Raw genomic sequence first — 15,349 nt, 5'->3', positions numbered from 1 at the left:
TGGTGTAGCCCGGCTGACGTGAGTCGGGGTGCGAGGGTCTGCGACCAGACCTACCGCGAAGTCGGCCAGCCTGTGTACGACTCAGCCAGATACGCCTTGGCGTGCTCAGATGTGACAACGGAGTGAAGCTCGCCAAGCTGTCGCGCGCGATCGAAGTCGTCGGCTCCGGGAACGGTGTGCAGCATGGACGTCATCCAGTAAGAGAAGTGCTGGGCCTTCCACACACGGTCCAGGGCCCGCTCGCTGTAGGAATCGAGCAGCGCAGTTGAACCGTTCGAGTAGAACGAATCGAGGCCTTCGAAGAGCACCTTGACGTCGTGGATGGCCAGATTGAGGCCCTTGGCGCCGGTGGGTGGGACGGTGTGCGCAGCGTCGCCCGCGAGGAAAAGGTTGCCGTGACGCATGGGGGTGTGCACGAAGCTGCGGAAAGGCAGGACCATCTTTTCCAGGACGGGTCCTTCCTTGAGCTCAAAGCCGTTGCCGTTGACGCGCTTGCGGAACTCGGACCAGATGCGTTCGTCGTCCCAGTCGGCAACGTTTTCCTTGGGGTCGCACTGGAAGTACATGCGCTGGACAGTTTCGGTGCGCTGGCTGATCAAGGCGAAGCCGTTTGCTGAGTTGGCATAGATGAGCTCGTCGGCGCTGCGGGGGGCCTCCGCGAGGATTCCGAACCATGCGAACGGATACTCGTGGAAGTACCACTTGCGGTTTGCTTCGGGGATCTGGAAGCGGCAGTGGCTGCGCGACCCATCGGCACCCACCAGGAAGTCGGCCTGGATTTCGAAATCCTGACCGTCGGCGTCGGTGAACCAGACTTTCGGCTTGCCTTCGAGGTTGTGAACAGTGGTGTCGGTGACGCTGTATCGGACGTCGCCGCCGTCTGCCTCGCGCTTCGCGGCGAGGTCCATGAACACGTCCGTCTGCGGGTACAACCACACGGACTCACCCACGAGTTCCTTGAAATTGATGCGATGGCTCTCACCGTTGAAGCGCAGTTCAATGCCGTCGTGCCGGTCACCTTCGCGCAATACCCGGTCCGAAACGCCGGAATCGACCAGCAGGTTAACGGTGCCGTGCTCCAGAATTCCAGCGCGGACAGTCTCCTGAATTTCCTTGCGGCTGCGGATCTCCACCACCGCGGATTCGATGCCCTGCTTGGCCAGCAAGTGCGAGAGCATGAGGCCCGCGGGACCTGCGCCCATGATGGCGACTTGGGTGGTGATTGGTGTACGTGCCATGGTTTTCCTCGCTTCGTTGCGGATCCCGGCTTACTCGGAAGCGGGATGAATCTGGAATCAGTGTGGCCCGCATGGCGTGATTGGCGTTACAACAATTCCGTTGAACGGAAGGAAGGGCTAGTCCCCCAATTGGCGGCCGATCCCCCGGGCCGCTGTTTGGAGCGCGGGCACCAGAGCCTGCAGCCGCATCTCCGCAAGGGGCACCACTACTCCGAGCGCCGCCACGGTTCGACGCTTGGCATTGATCACCGGCACGGCAATGCCCCACGTGTCCGGGTCCACCACGCCAGCCAGTTGCGCGTACCCCTGCTGGGCTGCTTCGGCCAGGAAATGACGCACGACGTCGGCGCTCACCTTTCCAGCTGGATCTGCGAACTGCTCGAGGTACTCCGCCTGCAGTTCACGCGGCTGGTGGGACATCAGGGCAAGACCCGCAGAGGAAATGTGGACCGGCATCCGCCCGGCGATACGCGCCCGGTTGGCTACCGACCCCCGCCGGGAAAGCCGCTCCACAAAAAGCGCTTCCCATCCGTCAAGCACAGCCAGATTCACGTTCTGATTGAGGACTTGCTGAATGTCTTCCATGAAGGGCATGGCTGCCTGTCGCAGAGCCAGCGTGGGCGAATTTCGGTTGACGAGCTCCCACAAACGCAGTCCCAGGCGAACAGTCCCGCCGGCACCAAGATCCAGCAGTCCATGCTCGGAAAGTTGCCGGACCAGCCGATGAGCTGACGACAGCGGGAGTCCGGCGCGGTCGGCCAGTTCGCTCAATTGAAGGGAGGTCACCCCTTCCGGGAAAGCTTCCATGACCCGCACAACACGGTCCACCACGGAATCGCCGGATGCTGAGTTGGCCACATGGACTCCTGGTTTATCGGTCGGTTTCCATTCAATGGTAGAACGTGTGCCAGGCAACATGATGCGGTGATACAACTCTCATGACTGACCGAACGTTCTGTGGTCGGCACCAACCACCAAGAAGTACCGAGGACGCTATGCCAACGATGTCATCTGCCCGCCGCTCCCAATGGCCTGTCTGGCTCTGTTGGCTGGCCATGGTCCTGGACGGCTTCGACCTGGTGGTCCTGGGCACCGTCATCCCGACACTCATCAAGACCGGCGAGCTAGGCTTCGACGCAGTCGGAGCCACTTTCGCCGCCACCATCTCCTTGGTGGGCGTGGGCCTTGGCGCTCTCTTCATCGCACCGCTCTCAGACAAATTCGGACGCCGTAAACTGCTGATCGCCTGCGTGGCAAGCTTCTCGCTGTTCACCATCGGAGTTGCCTTCGCCCCGAACGTCGCCGTCTTCTCGCTGCTTCGTATGCTGGCCGGGCTGGGCTTGGGCGCCTGCCTCCCCGCGGCCCTGGCATACATCAACGACTACGCTCCAGCCGGGTCCGCCGGCAAGTCCACCACCCGAACGATGACCGGGTACCACGTTGGCGCTGTAGCAACGGCACTCCTGGCCATTTTCATCGTTCCGAACTGGCGACTCATGTTTATCATCGGAGGCGTAGCCGGGCTGCTTCTCCTGCCCTTCCTGTGGGTCAAGCTGCCGGAATCGCTCCCCGAAGCAGCCTCCGCCAAGATCGGCCCGGCCAAGTCCGGTCCGGCCAAGACCAGCGAACTGAAGGCGAGTGAACCCGCGAACACAACAACCGCCGTCGAGCATTCACCGGACACAAAGCCAAAGACCGGCTTCCGCGACCTCCTGCAGAAGCCCTATCCCATGGTTGCCGTGGGCATTGGCATCGCGTCGTTCATGGGGCTGCTGCTGGTTTACGGCCTGAACACGTGGCTGCCGCAGCTGATGGCAGCGGCCGGATACCCCGTGAGCACTGGCCTGACGTTGCTGCTTGTCCTGAACCTCGGTGCCGTCGCGGGCCTGTTCGTAGCCGGAATCCTGGCCGACAAACACGGGACAAAGAAGATCGTGCTGATGTGGTTCGGGTTGTCCGCGGTGTTCCTGGCAATTTTGAGCGTCAAGATCCCGAATGAGTTCCTCCTCAACGCTGCCGTGTTTGTCACCGGCGTTTTTGTCTTCAGCTCGCAGGTGCTGGTCTACGCCTGGGTCAGCCAGCTGTTCCCACCCCGGCTCCGCGGAACCGCTCTGGGATTCGCCGCAGGAGTGGGCCGGCTCGGCGCGATCGTTGGACCTGCAGTTACGGGAACCCTGGTCGCTGCGAACATTGCCTACCCTGCCGGTTTCTACGTGTTCGCCGCCGCCGGTGTGTTGGCCGTGGCCGCGCTGTTCCTCGTGCCGCATGAGGTCCGGACCGCCGACACCGGCGTCCTGGCTGAGCGCTGAACGGCGCCTTGAGCGCTAAAAGCTAGTCCGGGGCGTGGAGCAGAGCGACTCCCGCGCCTTCCCCAGCAACTGCGGTCCTGCAGCAAAACAGCGGTCCGTCGAGTTTTGAAGCGCCGTGAACGCCTGTACGGCGGAATCAAAGTGGTCTTCGCGGATCATCATTTCCATGGCTCGGCACTGACCCTCTGTTTCCAGGGCGCCAACCATGCCCGAGGCGATCTTGAGGCTCAGGATGGCGTCCATGCTCGCGTTGACGTCGTGCGTGCACAGGCCGCTGGAGATACTGCGAATCCGGTCAGGCAGCATGGACAGGTAAGTAGAGAGAAAGCGGAGCACTGGCGTGGAATCTCCCAACTCGTCAGCCAAGGCCTGTAGCCTGCACGGTTCCAGGGTCATCGCCGTCGGCGTGGGGACTGGATCCTCACTCACCGCTTGCTGCCTGAGCTGCTGCGGCGTCTTCCGGCGCTGACTTGGTGGGCTCTTTAGTCCAGATGGAGGCGAGCATTCCGATGACCAGGATGGCAGGTGCGCCGTACATGAGGGTGTTCATGACGATCGGTTCGCGGAGGGAGCGGATGGCGTTGCCGACGTACGGGATGGTGGCGATCTGCTTGTCCACGGTTTTGCCTTGGAGGGTGGCGATCCAGGGGTCGATGCCGTTATTGGCGTCGCCCTTGGTTTGCACCGCGACGCCGCCATCTGCGGTGGTGGTGATCTCTGTAATGCGGTGGGTTTCCACACGCTGGTCTTCGACGGGGATGTGATAGGTGATGACATCGCCTACTTTGATGTCCGTGACGGGCGTGGGGACGGTCACGACGACGTCTCCCGGGTTGATAAGCGGGGCCATGGACCCGGTCAGCATGGTTGAGGTCTGGTAACCGAAGACCCGCGGCCCGATGGCCAGGAAGAGGAACACCACGGCAGCAAGGACCAGCATGCCCACACCGATTCCCTTAACCACCTTGCCGGCAACCCGTCGAAGAGCACGCGGCTTGACGCTGACCGTACCTGCGGCGGCAGGTTCCGGGGGAATCACGACGGCGTTGGGCCGGGTCGGGGAGGTGGGCGTCACCGCGGTACCCGCCTCAGAAACTGGTGCTGCGGTTTCAATGGCCTGCGCGGCGGAACGCCGGCCCTGGACTGCGGGTTCGTTGATGCTGGTGATGGTGCTCATTGCCTGGCGTTCCTTTCGTTGTTCGGTAGGGCTTTACCGGCGGACCTGATCGGGCAGGGGGGCGCCCGATCAGGCCCGGCGGGGCTGTTGTGTTGCTGTGTCTATTTGGTGGTTTCGGTGCGTTGGGTGCCGGTGAAGGCGAAGGCGATGGTGGAGGCGGCGCCTTGGAAGTCGTTGTTCGCGGTGGTGGGGAACGCGGTGGTGACTTTGAGGTTGTCGGTTTTGGCCGAGGTCAGGGAGGTGAGGTTGTTCAGGACCTTGTTCGCGGCGATCACCGGTGAAGAGGCCGCCACGGTGGTTTTGGTGCCGGTGCAGTTGTAGGGGGCTGCGGCGCCGGTCCAGGCTACGGAGCAGTTTTCGATGGTCAGCTGCAGGCCGTTGGTGACATCGGTGGTGAGCAGGGACGCGGTGGTCCCGGCGGAGGTGGTGAGGGTGACGTTGTTCAGGTCCGAGTTGCCGGTGTTGGCCAGGGTGACGAGCTTTTCGACTTTGTCGCCGGGGAGCAGGCCTGCGACGGGGACGTTGAGGGTGTTGGCCGGGCCGGGTGCTCCGAGGGCGATGGTGACGGTGCCGGCGGTGACTGCCTGGGAGGCGGAGGTCGAAGAGGTGAAGGCGCCGTAGGTGCCCATGCCTGCCACTGCGGCTGCGGTGCCGAGCAGTGCGACGGACGCGAGGATCTTACCGGAGGTGGTCTTAAGGCTGATGGCCATCTGAGTATGGTCCTTTCGGGAGGCCACCGTGGTCCGGCCGGCCATTCGTTTTCCAGCCTCTCTGGCTGACAAGAACTACTGTGCAGGGCCCGGATCAAGAACAAATCCTGCTCTTCCTCAGGAAATCATCAAGACTTTCAGCAGCCACACAGACCTCATGTGCAACACTTCTTGATGCACGTGAACGGCTGATGGGAGGGCACGACGAATGCCAATGTGGTTGCAGGCCTTGATGTGGGGAACTCTGGCTGGCGGTGCGCTGGTCCTCGGGGCGGGTATCGCATGGGTATGGAAAGTGCCGCCCAAAATCGTGTCCACAGTGATGGCCTTCGGCGCCGGGGTTTTGATCTCTGCGTTGGCTTTCGAACTGGTGGACGAAGCCGTGGAAGGCGGCGGGCTGCTCCCCACGGTCCTGGGCTTTCTCCTGGGCGCGCTGATCTTTGTGGGCTCCAATGCCCTGCTTGCCCGCGCCGGAGCCAAGCATCGCAAGCGCTCCGGCGGAGCTCAGCCCTCAGAAAAGGACTCCCCTGGAAGCGGCACTGCCATCGCAGTAGGTGCACTCATCGACGGCATTCCGGAATCAGTGGTTCTGGGGGTCGGCCTCCTCGCCGGAGGGGCAGTTAGTCCGGCCATGCTCGCCGCAGTCTTCATTTCGAATGTTCCGGAGGGCCTGTCCAGCACGGCAGGAATGAAGAAGGCCGGACGCAGCCCCGTATACGTCTTTGGCACGTGGGCCGGCATCGCGGTGTTCAGCGGGCTTGCCGCACTCCTGGGGTACACCGCTCTGGAAAACGCTCCGGAGACCGTCATCGCGTTCATCACCGCTATCGCTGCAGGTGGAATCCTGGCCATGCTTGCCGACACCATGATTCCCGAGGCCTTTGAGGAGCACCACAACCTGACCGGGCTGACGGCCGCCGTCGGATTCCTGAGCGCCTTTACAATTCACCACGTCGGCGGCTGAGCTGTCCGAAAGAGGCAGCCGGACGAGCGAACTGTCGCGGGCCAAGTCCCGCGCAAACTAGGGCAGCAGCCCAATCACGGGTAAGGCAATCGCCGTCGAGACGGCCATGGCCGCTGTATTGCCGATGACCGGGTGGAAGCCGGCCGGCAACCGCGCGGAAATTGCCCTGGCCAGAGGCGGTGCGAGGACCGCACCCACCACGGCGCCGCCCACCATTCCCGTCCAGGAGCCGCCATACGCGAGGACTGCCGCAGGAGCCACTGACACCACGGACGCGTAGGTGGCCGCCCACCCGCCGTCGCGGTACCAGCCCCGCCACAGCGTGACGCCGATGGCCGAGGTCAACGCTTGGGCAAACAGTATGTGAGGGAGCAGACCCGTCCCGTACGACGGCAGCGCCGGGTTCAGGACAAATGCCGCCGCCACAGCCAGGATCACACAGGCGGCGGCGAGCTCGTTGGCGAAAAAATGCGTTTCAGTGAAGTCCTTGAGCACCCTGCGCGCAGCCCAGGCGGCGTCGCCAGCCAAGTTTCGGTTGAAGCTCGACGGCGGCACCTCCGGTTGCGTAGCCGGTCGCGGCTCCCGCAGGACAAGCCACGGCATCCGCCGGGCAACCAGGAACGAGATGACCGAACCCACCGACATTGCGAGGACACCCCCAACCACGGGGGGCAGGCCGAGCGGTTCTGAGACGGTAACTATGAACAACAATGCCAAGGGTGTGGTGGTGGCCGCCCCAAGGACCGCGCCGGTGATGCAGGTCCGCCAACCCGCTCCGTACATCAGGACCAGAGCGGGCGCGACGCAAACGAAAGGCACGAACGTTGGCTGCCATCCGTCGTCGAGCATCCAGCCGAACACCAGGTTGGACAGAATCAAACTCATGGACGCGGATACCAGGACCCAAGGCCAAAGGCCCGTCCCATAGCCAAGCGAGCCCGCCCATTTCGCACCTCGTCGGCCAACCCACCACGCGACCGCGGCGCCCGCGAGTAGTCCGAGCGCTGCGAGATCGGACTTGTAGAACAGTGGCTCTGTCATGTCGCCCAGGAACCAGCGCACGGCGCCCAACGGGGTGTCAACGGCGTCTTGCGGCCATCCCGCGTAGCCAGGACCAGTCCGCGGCGAATGCTGCGCCAGCGTGTGGAGGAGAAGCGCGAATACACCGACGACGGCCACCATTCCGAAGGCTCCCAAGGCGGTGCCGGCGGCGCTGTGTTCGATGGGTTCGGGCGAAGGTTTGGGCGAACTTCCCTTCTGCGGGGTGGCGTGGTCAGCTGCAAAAGAGTGCGTCATTGGTGGCCCTATGCGTGCGGAGTGGCGTGGCTTCGAGCAGCGTAACCGACCCTTGGATGTCGTCTGCAGTCGTCCAGCTACGGGAGAATTGTGACCGACGGGCTGGTGCACGCCGGGATTCTGACCAGTGACCGCATTGCGGGCCACCCGTCGTCGAGCCCTCAAGCACGCGCTTACCCGTACCGGGTACAAGACCGGATATTTGACCCGGCCGTGACCTCGGATGACGCGTGGCATAGCAAGGGTGCCACGGGATTGGGCGCCCGCCTGTTCATCGACCAGGCACTCGGCTACTCGGCCGGATTACCCACTAGAACGCAGCGAAGAGGCCCCGACCCTGCAGAAACTGCAGCAGCGTCGGGGCCTCTTGGTGTTCAGGCAGTTATGCCTTCTTGCGCGTGACCAGTCCCCAGATAATGAGGACCAGCAGTGCGCCGCCGATCGCGAGCAGCCAGGTGGACAGCGACCAGAACTCGTTGATGCCCACCTTGAAGAGCGCGCTTCCGATCCAACCACCCAGAACGGCGCCCACGACGCCGAGGAGGATCGTGGTGATCCAGCCGCCACCCTGCTTACCGGGCATGATGGCCTTTGCAATGGCGCCGGCAATCAAACCCAAAATAATCCAACCGATGATTCCCATTTTTCATTCTCTCTTTCATAAGGAGGCCCCAGTTCGGCATAAGGACGCATGCCGCTATCTGCCTGATTGTTGGCTACCAGCTGAGCCGTCGGAGCATGCCGACGGCTTGGCTGGCAGACGGCCTGCCGGCAGGGTCGGGGTCTGTCATGGCATGAAGCACCATGGACCAGCGCCGCCGCACCGTGCCGGGAATTCGGGGTTCCCCCAGAGTCCTTGCCACCATGGACTCGAGGGGAGGGCCTGGGAACGCTTTGGTTCCGGTCAGGCATTCGAGTGCAACCAGGCCCAGCGAGTAGATGTCGCTGGCGGTTGTGGACGTTCCGCCGCATACCTCTTCGGGGCTGAGGTAATGCGGTGTGCCCGAGGAAGAGTTGGGCGCCGAGTGGCGTCCGTTGAGGGCAATTCCGAAGTCCGCCAGTTTCGCGATTCCAAAACCGCGCGGGTCGGACGCGAAGTCCACCAGGATGTTGCCGGGCTTGATGTCGTTGTGGACGATTCCCCTGCGATGGACATGGGCCAAGGCGCGGGCAATATCGGTCATCCAGGCCGCCGTTTGCTCCGGGGAGGCGGGATTATCCTGCAGGAACCCACGCAGGTCCTTGCCGCCTACCAGCTCCATCACGACGAAGCTGCGGCTTTTCTGGCTGCCGGCGCCTGATGTGTCCCCCGAGTCGAGGACCCTGACGATATTCCTGTGCCGCAACCGTCCATGGATTTCCAGCTCCCGCCGAAAGGGGGCGTTGTCCATGGAGTCCGTTGACCTGAAAATTTTCACCGCTACCGTTTTGCCTGAAAGCAGGTCCCGGGCCTCGTTGACATACGCTTCCGAACCTCCACCCAGCTGGGCGCCGAGTCGGTAGCGTTCTCCAAGAACCACCTCGGGGTGCACCTCGTTGGCAGCTACTGCGTGGTGGTCAGCTATTGCCCCACGATCAGTTCCGGCGCCCTGCCGATCAATTCCAGCGGCCCCGCGATCAGCGCGGACAGCCGCCCGTTCAACGAGCGTCACTGGAGGAGGGATTCGATTTCGGTGGCAGGCACTCCGGTCACGTCGGCCAGAGCGCGAGGATCGACACCGCCGTCGACCGCCTTTTTGAACGCCAGCTCGAGGGTGTTCTGGGCAACGGCGAGCTCATGCTGCAGGCTCTGCCGGCGGAGAGCCGCGATCCAGACACCGCTGACGGGGTCCAGTGCGTCAATATCCATGCGAAAGCCGCAACCGCAGGCCCACTCCGGCCAGATCGGCTCTACAGAAACCCACTGCATGGAGTCGTAGGATGGCCCGGCGGAGATAGCCATATGGGAACCGCAGTGCACGGGTCCCTGCGGGATAGCCTGTTCCGTGACAATGTCCACGGTATTTTCAGCCACTGGTGTGGAGCTTGGTTCACGCAGCGCGACTGTCATCGTTCTCTCCCACACATTCCCTAGTAAGTAGCTTGGCTATCTAGTTATATGTGTACTTACTACTTAAGTCCAGTCGGGATCAGGTGGCAACGGCGTCAATCGCTTCTCGCATACGCCTAAGAAAGTCCACCACCACTGCAGACTCCTGCGCACCAAGGGTGTCCGCCACCTCCATCATTCGGGCATGCATATCGCCCAAAGTGCTGCGGACCTCCTGGTCCGATCCTGGAGTTGGTCGGAGAATAAGCGCTCGTCGATCGGTAGGATGCGGCTCCCGGGTGACATAGCCCGACCTGACCAACCGGTCCACCAGCGAGGTCATGGAAGCGGAAGTAATCCCCAAGCGGACAGTCAATTCCTTGGGCCCCACATCCCGGCCTGCGCGCTCGGCCTCCAGCAAATAGCGGAGCGCCATGAGGTCCGTTTCGCCCATCCCCATGGAAGCCTGGGTTCGGCGCCGCATGTCGGCTTCGGCCGATCGGTAGTCCCTGAGTGCGTTCAGGACATCCACGGCCCCCATCTGCTTGCGGCTCTCCAAGCCGTACCAATAACCCTGTCGTTCACTTTTATCGCTCATCAAGAATCCTCTGGTAGACATGTATCTCGCTTGTCTAACCAGTTGATCCTAGGTGATATGACGAGGCGATGCGGACCGAACCCCTTGGCATCAGAGCTTATGCACCCGGGCCACCCGCCCGCAGACGCCGCCAAACAGCCGGAGCAACTACTACCGCAACTCCGACGGCGGCACCAATGACGGTTTCGATGATGCGGTCACGGAGCAGCAAAGCCGGGTCAACCGGCGCGGCCAACAGCGTGGCAATCAAGGCCAGCGGCGTCACGAAGACCTGCGCCACCAGATACTGGCGCGCGATGAACATCTCCGCCCCGAACTGGCACGCAGCAATGACCAGGACCATCGCCCACGGTGCAGGGTTGAGCCAGAGAATGCCGGCCAGCAGCACCAGTCCGATCACCGTTCCCGCGATCCTTTGGATGCCACGACTGACTCTGTGACGCGTCGAGCGGCCCACCAACGGAACCACAGCCGCCACCATGGCCCAGTAGGTGTGCCCGAACCCGAGTCGCTCCCCAACCAACGTTGCGATGGTCCCCGCCAGGCCCGCTGCAACGAGATAACCACCGCCCTCAAGCCAGATCGCCCGGCGCTCAGCTGCGGTGTGACGGATGCGCGGAGGCCGTTTCCACGGTGTCCGGTGGCTTCTGAGCACGCGCGAAGACATGCCGATGAGCAAGCAAAAGACTGTGGTCCCCACCGCCACCAGCATTGCTTCCCAGAGGGGAGGTTGCGCGGCGATGGAGGCAATGGCAGCGAAGGCAAAAATGTGAAAGAGCGAGCCGCCGGGCCGGAGCCGCCAAGCGGCCACCACCACGGAGCAGACACCGGCCACCACAGTGGTGGCAGCCGTCAGGAGCCAGGAATAGGCTGCACCTTCCATGCCCGCGGCCTGCGCAAAACGGGCCATGAGTGTGGCCAGAAGAACGATCAAAAGCATGAAGCCGCCGGCGCGCAACTGGCTCCGGAAACGCACGCTGTGGGGTTCGTTCCTGCCATAAATCCCGGTGAACGCACCGAACGAGGCGAACACTGCCAGGTCCAGTCGACCCAGCAGGGTCAAGGTAATCAGCGGGACAAACACACCTACTGCGCAGCGGAGTGCGGGATGGTGGTCCTTGTTCCCAGGACCCATCGTGAACATTTCCGCTACAGCCTTCAAGTGGCAGCTCGCCTTTCGTCGCAGGATCAAACGTACGACGGCGGCGCTGGCGTCCGCTTCAAGGTTACGCCCGGGTTTTAGGGCTTCCCCGGCATTAGGTACAGATAGTGCCCCTCATCACGTATATGAGGGGCACTATCTACGGACAAATTCCAGAGGTCAGAAGCGGGAGGGAGCCCCTGGAACTGGCGAGGTGCCAAGCGGGTTGCCAGCGATGTCAGTCAGGCCGGAAGCGGGGGTGTACGTCGGGAAGATACTGGTTGAAGTAAGGGTCGCCCCTCCAGCGTTCCCTCCACCCAGAGTGATGGTGAGTGATTGGGATGTCGAGCTCCAGTGCATAACGCCGCCACTGTTAGCTGTATTGAAGCTCAAATTGCTCGATGTGTAGTCTCCTCCGAGAGCAACAGAGCCTACCCTGAGGACCGGGCAGCTATTGGTGGTCACGGAGAGAACGTCGTTAGCACTGACATTCACCACAACCCGGTTGTTGCCGTTGCCGCTCACAGTTTGTGTGCTGGCGGGGCTGGTCCAGGTACTGCAGATGGTGCTGGCCTTGAGCGGCTCGGAGAACGTCAGCGTTACATAATCGTTTGACTCAACCTTGCCGGCCGTGGCTCCGCCATTGGTGAGCTGAACCCCGGTCACCGTCGGTGCGGTCACGTCCTTCGTGGAATCTGCCGTGCCTGCAGGGCCGGTATTGCCGGCTGCATCCGTTGCATGCGCTGAGTAGTTGATATTCCCTTCGTTGAAGGCGCTCATGTTCAGGGGTGCTGCCGTCCAGTTTCCGGAACCGTTTGCCGTCATGGTTTGCGTCAATGGCTGGGCCCCGCCGCCGGTGACCGTGAGCACTACGGTTGAACCAGGTTCGGCGGTGCCGCTGACGGGAACGTTGTTCACATTGGTGGAATACACGTACGCAGGAGCACTGATAACAGGTGCTACGGGTGGGGTCGCGTCCAAGGCCGTAGCTGCGCTCCGGGTGCTTTCCGCGCCTTGCCATGCCGAGAGCAACGGGGTGACTGCGTAGTACCAGGTCCCGGTAGGAACGTTGTTGTCCACACAACTGAGGGCGGCGATGGTTCCCGTGCAGGTTCCTGCCGCGGCGATCCCGGTACCCTCGGTCGCTGTGGCGTAGCGGGCGATGCTGTAGCCGGTCACCGGCCGTCCTGCCGCCGTCGTGCTTGCAGTCCACGTAACCGTCACGCTGGTGCCGGAAACGGCGGTGGTGGGCCTCGCGCCCTGGGCTACGGCGTCAGCCTTGGCCGCACCAAAACCGCTGCTGACCGAGCCCCAGAACGCGCTGGCAGCCGGCCCTCCCCAGGAAACCAGGAATATGCCGAGGACAATCACCACGATCCTGTTCCAGCGCCCAAGGGTGGCGGGCGAGGACGTCGCCCGGCCAGTGGTCTGACGAAGCCGGCTCACTTCCGTACCTCCAGAGTGACGGGAACATCGAACGTAGCGCCTTGGCAGGCTGACACCGACGCCGCACTCATGCTGGCTGCATTGCCAAGCGTGAGCTGGAGGGAGGTGTTCGCCTGAATGGTGACTGCGGGCGCCAAGGGTGCCGGCGGAGGCGTGAACGTCACCCCCGTGGTGATGCAGCCGGGGTGGTCCTCATCAGCGGTCACAGGGCCGTTCGACGCGAATCCGTAGATGGTCACGGCATGCGGGTTCGGGTTGTAGGCCCGGAGGATGACGTCGGCAGTCCCACCGGGGACCAGACTGGTTTGCAGGGTATCGCCCGGGACGAGTGCGTCCACCGTGACGGTCTGCATGGTGCCATTCGTTGCGGATCCGCTTCCCGCGCCAGTGGAGGCCCAGTACGCGTAGGCGGTCCCTACGCCGCCCAGGATGCAGAGGGTCACGGTGGCAGCCGCGGTTCGCGCCAGGCGTCCTTTGCCCGGAATGCGGGGAGTTCGGACTGTGGTCTTCATGTCAGTTCGCCTGTCCCGTGCCGGAGTATGCGAGCTGGAGGGTCGCGCCTTTGCAACCGTCCTGGAGCATGGATGTGTCGAGCATGGCGATCTGCGGTCGCTTGGACTCCGGCACGCCGAGTGCGGAAAGTGAGCGGGTGCCCGGTGCAACCGTCAGCGGATACGTCCCCGAATACTGGGTGATCTTGTAGTCCGCCGTGGTGCAGGGCAGGTTGGCAGCCACCGCCTCGGGAGTTCTGACCACCTGGCTCATAGCAACGGTCAGGTTGGTCACCGCGATGCTCTTGTTGTTGTAGTTGGAAATCTGAAGGTTCACGGGCCGGGTGGTTCCCGGTGCAAGCAAGCCGTCCACCGAGCCGGTGACGTCAAATGTCCGCTTGACCTCCAGGACCTGCAGCTGCGCCGGAGCTGAAGCCTGCACAGATCCGCTGGTGCCTTTCACCGTGAAGTCCGTCTTACCGGCGGCTGTGGTGGGTGCGGTTTGCACTGTCATGGTCACCTGCGCGGTGCTCCCGGAGGTGAGAACTACCGACGTCGGCTGCCACGCCGCTACCGCTCCGGCCGGCAAACCGCTGGCGGCGAACGAGACGGTTCCCGTGAAGCCTCCCGTGGAGGTGGCTGACACGGTATACGTGGTGGACTGCCCCTGGTCCAGGCTCCGGCTTGAGGGAGACAGCGTGACCACAATCCCTTTGGAGACCTTGGTTTGGTTCCCTTGGGAGCCGCCCTGCCCGCTGCTGGCCGCGAGGGCCGCCACCGGGACCAAGGCAACTACGAGCGCAAGTATCAGTGCACGGAGTGGCACACGTGCTTGGCGGAACGGCGTCGTTCGCTTTGGCCGGGGGTCCATGGAAGCTCTTTTCGGACGTGTTTGGTGCTGCGGGCAGAAATGCGTAGGCCGGGGACCACCACTCGCAAGGTGGTCCCCGGCTGTCAGGCGCTACAGGCTGGTGACGTTGACGGTCACCACTGCGCCCTTGCAGGCGTCCTGGTTCTCCGTGGTGCTGTCGTTGAACTTCAGCACGCCGCTGCCCACGGACGTTCCGATGGCGCCTGCTGCCACATTGGTGTTGGTGGTGTTGGCCGTGACCTCGAACCAGGTCGGAAGACAGCCCGCCGCATTGGTGGTCACATTGGCGCTGAGGGCTCCAACCACGGTGCTGGAGGTTGTCGCGTTGTCTGCCGAGTAGGCCACATTCACCTGGTTGCCCGGGGCGAGGCCGCCGTCGAACGTCGCATGGAGGGCGACCGTTCCGCCGCCGGCCGAGTTGGTTGCCGTTCCGTTGCCCGAACCCGTGGTGGTCCAGTAGGCGTAGGCAGCTCCGCCACCCACTGCTACCAGTGCCACGCCGGCGACGGCTGCTGTGATCCGGCTCTTCTTGGAAAGCTTGCGCATGATAAGGCTCCTTGGTTGATCTACGTCCCGGGGAGCCGCATCGCAACCCCCAGCATCCGATCGGTGTTGTCGGATGAAGCGATGAACCCAATAATTCAGCCAGCGCAAGCCCTCTGGCTAGGTTTCCGAGTACGCCACTTTTCATTCGAACAACCGGAGAAAGATACCCACCTTCGCGATGCCATTACTCAGTTTTAGAACCCGCACTACTTGGGCCGCTGCCGGAGACCGCTGTCATGTCGGGGGTGCGGGTACTCGCCTTCCCAGGGCCTGTCCAAGGAGTGGACATAGCTAAATTTCCGCGGAGCTGTCCCAGCCTGACTGTTGTGCGCGAACATTGTGCCCATCTTGAGCAAAAACTGCGCTGGCGTTCGATGGCTTCGGCAACGCGTCCAGGCCCGATGCCGTGGTGCGGCAGGCAGGTGATGCTGATGGTGGTTAGCCGTGGGCGGCGAGGATGGTGGAGGCTTCCTGGCGGGTGGTGCCGGAGGACTCGATGTGGGCCAGGGCGGCCGGGATTTCCCAGCCCTTCT

17 protein-coding genes are annotated in these 15,349 nt (G+C 63.0%); 2 read left to right on the top strand and 15 right to left on the bottom strand.

Annotation, left to right across the window (positions count from 1 at the left end):
- Nucleotides 1-50: 50 nt before the first annotated feature.
- Together ACZ881_RS19360 and ACZ881_RS19355 are read right to left on the bottom strand one after the other, a co-directional pair.
- Nucleotides 51-1,238 (bottom strand): 4-hydroxybenzoate 3-monooxygenase, encoded by a 1,188-nt coding sequence (locus ACZ881_RS19360; RefSeq protein WP_476117651.1) that lies wholly within the window; start codon nucleotides 1,236-1,238, stop codon nucleotides 51-53.
- Nucleotides 1,239-1,355: 117 nt separating this feature from the next.
- Complete coding sequence (locus ACZ881_RS19355; protein WP_476117650.1) at nucleotides 1,356-2,096, bottom strand: IclR family transcriptional regulator; 741 nt, start codon at nucleotides 2,094-2,096, stop codon at nucleotides 1,356-1,358.
- A 137-nt stretch (nucleotides 2,097-2,233) separates the two neighbouring features.
- Here ACZ881_RS19355 and ACZ881_RS19350 point away from each other — a divergent pair, with 137 nt between their 5' ends.
- Nucleotides 2,234-3,547: an MFS transporter gene (locus ACZ881_RS19350; RefSeq protein ID WP_476117649.1), complete on the top strand. Its 1,314-nt coding sequence runs from the start codon at nucleotides 2,234-2,236 to the stop codon at nucleotides 3,545-3,547.
- A gap of 15 nt (nucleotides 3,548-3,562) precedes the next feature.
- On the opposite strand, the gene ACZ881_RS19345 is transcribed toward ACZ881_RS19350, so the two are convergent.
- The 3 genes from ACZ881_RS19345 to ACZ881_RS19335 all read right to left on the bottom strand — a co-directional run bounded on the left by ACZ881_RS19345 (nucleotide 3,563) and on the right by ACZ881_RS19335 (nucleotide 5,434).
- Nucleotides 3,563-3,976: an Hpt domain-containing protein gene (locus ACZ881_RS19345; protein WP_476117648.1), complete on the bottom strand. Its 414-nt coding sequence runs from the start codon at nucleotides 3,974-3,976 to the stop codon at nucleotides 3,563-3,565.
- Nucleotides 3,969-4,724 (bottom strand): signal peptidase I, encoded by a 756-nt coding sequence (locus ACZ881_RS19340; RefSeq protein WP_476117647.1) that lies wholly within the window; start codon nucleotides 4,722-4,724, stop codon nucleotides 3,969-3,971. The genes ACZ881_RS19345 and ACZ881_RS19340 overlap by 8 nt, the downstream gene beginning before the upstream one ends.
- Before the next feature lie 101 nt (nucleotides 4,725-4,825).
- Nucleotides 4,826-5,434 (bottom strand): TasA family protein, encoded by a 609-nt coding sequence (locus tag ACZ881_RS19335; RefSeq protein ID WP_476117646.1) that lies wholly within the window; start codon nucleotides 5,432-5,434, stop codon nucleotides 4,826-4,828.
- 208 nt (nucleotides 5,435-5,642) lie between these two features.
- Between ACZ881_RS19335 and ACZ881_RS19330 the strand changes: the two genes are divergently transcribed.
- Nucleotides 5,643-6,398: a ZIP family metal transporter gene (locus ACZ881_RS19330; RefSeq protein ID WP_476117645.1), complete on the top strand. Its 756-nt coding sequence runs from the start codon at nucleotides 5,643-5,645 to the stop codon at nucleotides 6,396-6,398.
- A gap of 57 nt (nucleotides 6,399-6,455) precedes the next feature.
- Here the strand turns inward: ACZ881_RS19330 and ACZ881_RS19325 are convergent, their stop codons facing one another.
- The 10 genes from ACZ881_RS19325 to ACZ881_RS19280 all read right to left on the bottom strand — a co-directional run bounded on the left by ACZ881_RS19325 (nucleotide 6,456) and on the right by ACZ881_RS19280 (nucleotide 14,816).
- The gene (locus ACZ881_RS19325) at nucleotides 6,456-7,694 is read right to left on the bottom strand and encodes a hypothetical protein (protein WP_476117644.1); all 1,239 of its coding nucleotides are present in this window, start codon (nucleotides 7,692-7,694) and stop codon (nucleotides 6,456-6,458) included.
- 382 nt (nucleotides 7,695-8,076) lie between these two features.
- Nucleotides 8,077-8,337 carry a GlsB/YeaQ/YmgE family stress response membrane protein gene (locus ACZ881_RS19320; protein ID WP_091463889.1) on the bottom strand — a complete coding sequence of 87 codons (261 nt, stop codon included), beginning with the start codon at nucleotides 8,335-8,337 and terminating at the stop codon, nucleotides 8,077-8,079.
- Between the two features lie 73 nt (nucleotides 8,338-8,410).
- On the bottom strand, nucleotides 8,411-9,346 hold the full coding sequence (locus tag ACZ881_RS19315; protein WP_476117643.1) for a serine/threonine-protein kinase: 936 nt from the start codon (nucleotides 9,344-9,346) through the stop codon (nucleotides 8,411-8,413).
- Nucleotides 9,343-9,744: a hypothetical protein gene (locus ACZ881_RS19310; RefSeq protein WP_091463893.1), complete on the bottom strand. Its 402-nt coding sequence runs from the start codon at nucleotides 9,742-9,744 to the stop codon at nucleotides 9,343-9,345. Before ACZ881_RS19310 ends, ACZ881_RS19315 begins: the two co-directional genes overlap by 4 nt.
- Before the next feature lie 79 nt (nucleotides 9,745-9,823).
- Nucleotides 9,824-10,321, bottom strand: a complete 498-nt coding sequence (locus tag ACZ881_RS19305) for a MarR family winged helix-turn-helix transcriptional regulator (protein ID WP_429330827.1) — start codon at nucleotides 10,319-10,321, stop codon at nucleotides 9,824-9,826.
- Between the two features lie 97 nt (nucleotides 10,322-10,418).
- On the bottom strand, nucleotides 10,419-11,483 hold the full coding sequence (locus ACZ881_RS19300; RefSeq protein ID WP_476117642.1) for an FUSC family protein: 1,065 nt from the start codon (nucleotides 11,481-11,483) through the stop codon (nucleotides 10,419-10,421).
- A 159-nt stretch (nucleotides 11,484-11,642) separates the two neighbouring features.
- Nucleotides 11,643-12,908 carry an Ig-like domain-containing protein gene (locus ACZ881_RS19295; RefSeq protein WP_476117641.1) on the bottom strand — a complete coding sequence of 422 codons (1,266 nt, stop codon included), beginning with the start codon at nucleotides 12,906-12,908 and terminating at the stop codon, nucleotides 11,643-11,645.
- Nucleotides 12,905-13,420, bottom strand: a complete 516-nt coding sequence (locus ACZ881_RS19290) for a hypothetical protein (protein WP_476117640.1) — start codon at nucleotides 13,418-13,420, stop codon at nucleotides 12,905-12,907. Before ACZ881_RS19290 ends, ACZ881_RS19295 begins: the two co-directional genes overlap by 4 nt.
- 1 nt (nucleotide 13,421) lies before the next feature.
- The gene (locus ACZ881_RS19285) at nucleotides 13,422-14,270 is read right to left on the bottom strand and encodes a COG1470 family protein (RefSeq protein WP_476117639.1); all 849 of its coding nucleotides are present in this window, start codon (nucleotides 14,268-14,270) and stop codon (nucleotides 13,422-13,424) included.
- Between the two features lie 90 nt (nucleotides 14,271-14,360).
- Nucleotides 14,361-14,816, bottom strand: coding sequence for a hypothetical protein (locus ACZ881_RS19280; protein WP_476117638.1), 456 nt, complete (start codon nucleotides 14,814-14,816; stop codon nucleotides 14,361-14,363).
- Nucleotides 14,817-15,349: the final 533 nt, after the last annotated feature.

This window comes from Paenarthrobacter sp. TE3676, assembly GCF_056279165.1.
Note: the sequence above shows the minus strand (reverse complement) of the source record. Positions and strands in the feature narration are given on the sequence as shown.

Coding starts and splice junctions, on each gene's coding strand:
- ACZ881_RS19350 (WP_476117649.1), top strand. CDS start 2,234: ATGCCAACGATGTCATCTGCCCGCCGCTCCCAATGGCCTGTCTGGCTC.
- ACZ881_RS19335 (WP_476117646.1), bottom strand. CDS start 5,434: ATGGCCATCAGCCTTAAGACCACCTCCGGTAAGATCCTCGCGTCCGTC.
- ACZ881_RS19285 (WP_476117639.1), bottom strand. CDS start 14,270: ATGGACCCCCGGCCAAAGCGAACGACGCCGTTCCGCCAAGCACGTGTG.
- ACZ881_RS19310 (WP_091463893.1), bottom strand. CDS start 9,744: ATGACAGTCGCGCTGCGTGAACCAAGCTCCACACCAGTGGCTGAAAAT.
- ACZ881_RS19305 (WP_429330827.1), bottom strand. CDS start 10,321: ATGAGCGATAAAAGTGAACGACAGGGTTATTGGTACGGCTTGGAGAGC.
- ACZ881_RS19330 (WP_476117645.1), top strand. CDS start 5,643: ATGCCAATGTGGTTGCAGGCCTTGATGTGGGGAACTCTGGCTGGCGGT.
- ACZ881_RS19360 (WP_476117651.1), bottom strand. CDS start 1,238: ATGGCACGTACACCAATCACCACCCAAGTCGCCATCATGGGCGCAGGT.
- ACZ881_RS19290 (WP_476117640.1), bottom strand. CDS start 13,420: ATGAAGACCACAGTCCGAACTCCCCGCATTCCGGGCAAAGGACGCCTG.
- ACZ881_RS19340 (WP_476117647.1), bottom strand. CDS start 4,724: ATGAGCACCATCACCAGCATCAACGAACCCGCAGTCCAGGGCCGGCGT.
- ACZ881_RS19280 (WP_476117638.1), bottom strand. CDS start 14,816: ATGCGCAAGCTTTCCAAGAAGAGCCGGATCACAGCAGCCGTCGCCGGC.
- ACZ881_RS19325 (WP_476117644.1), bottom strand. CDS start 7,694: ATGACGCACTCTTTTGCAGCTGACCACGCCACCCCGCAGAAGGGAAGT.
- ACZ881_RS19320 (WP_091463889.1), bottom strand. CDS start 8,337: ATGGGAATCATCGGTTGGATTATTTTGGGTTTGATTGCCGGCGCCATT.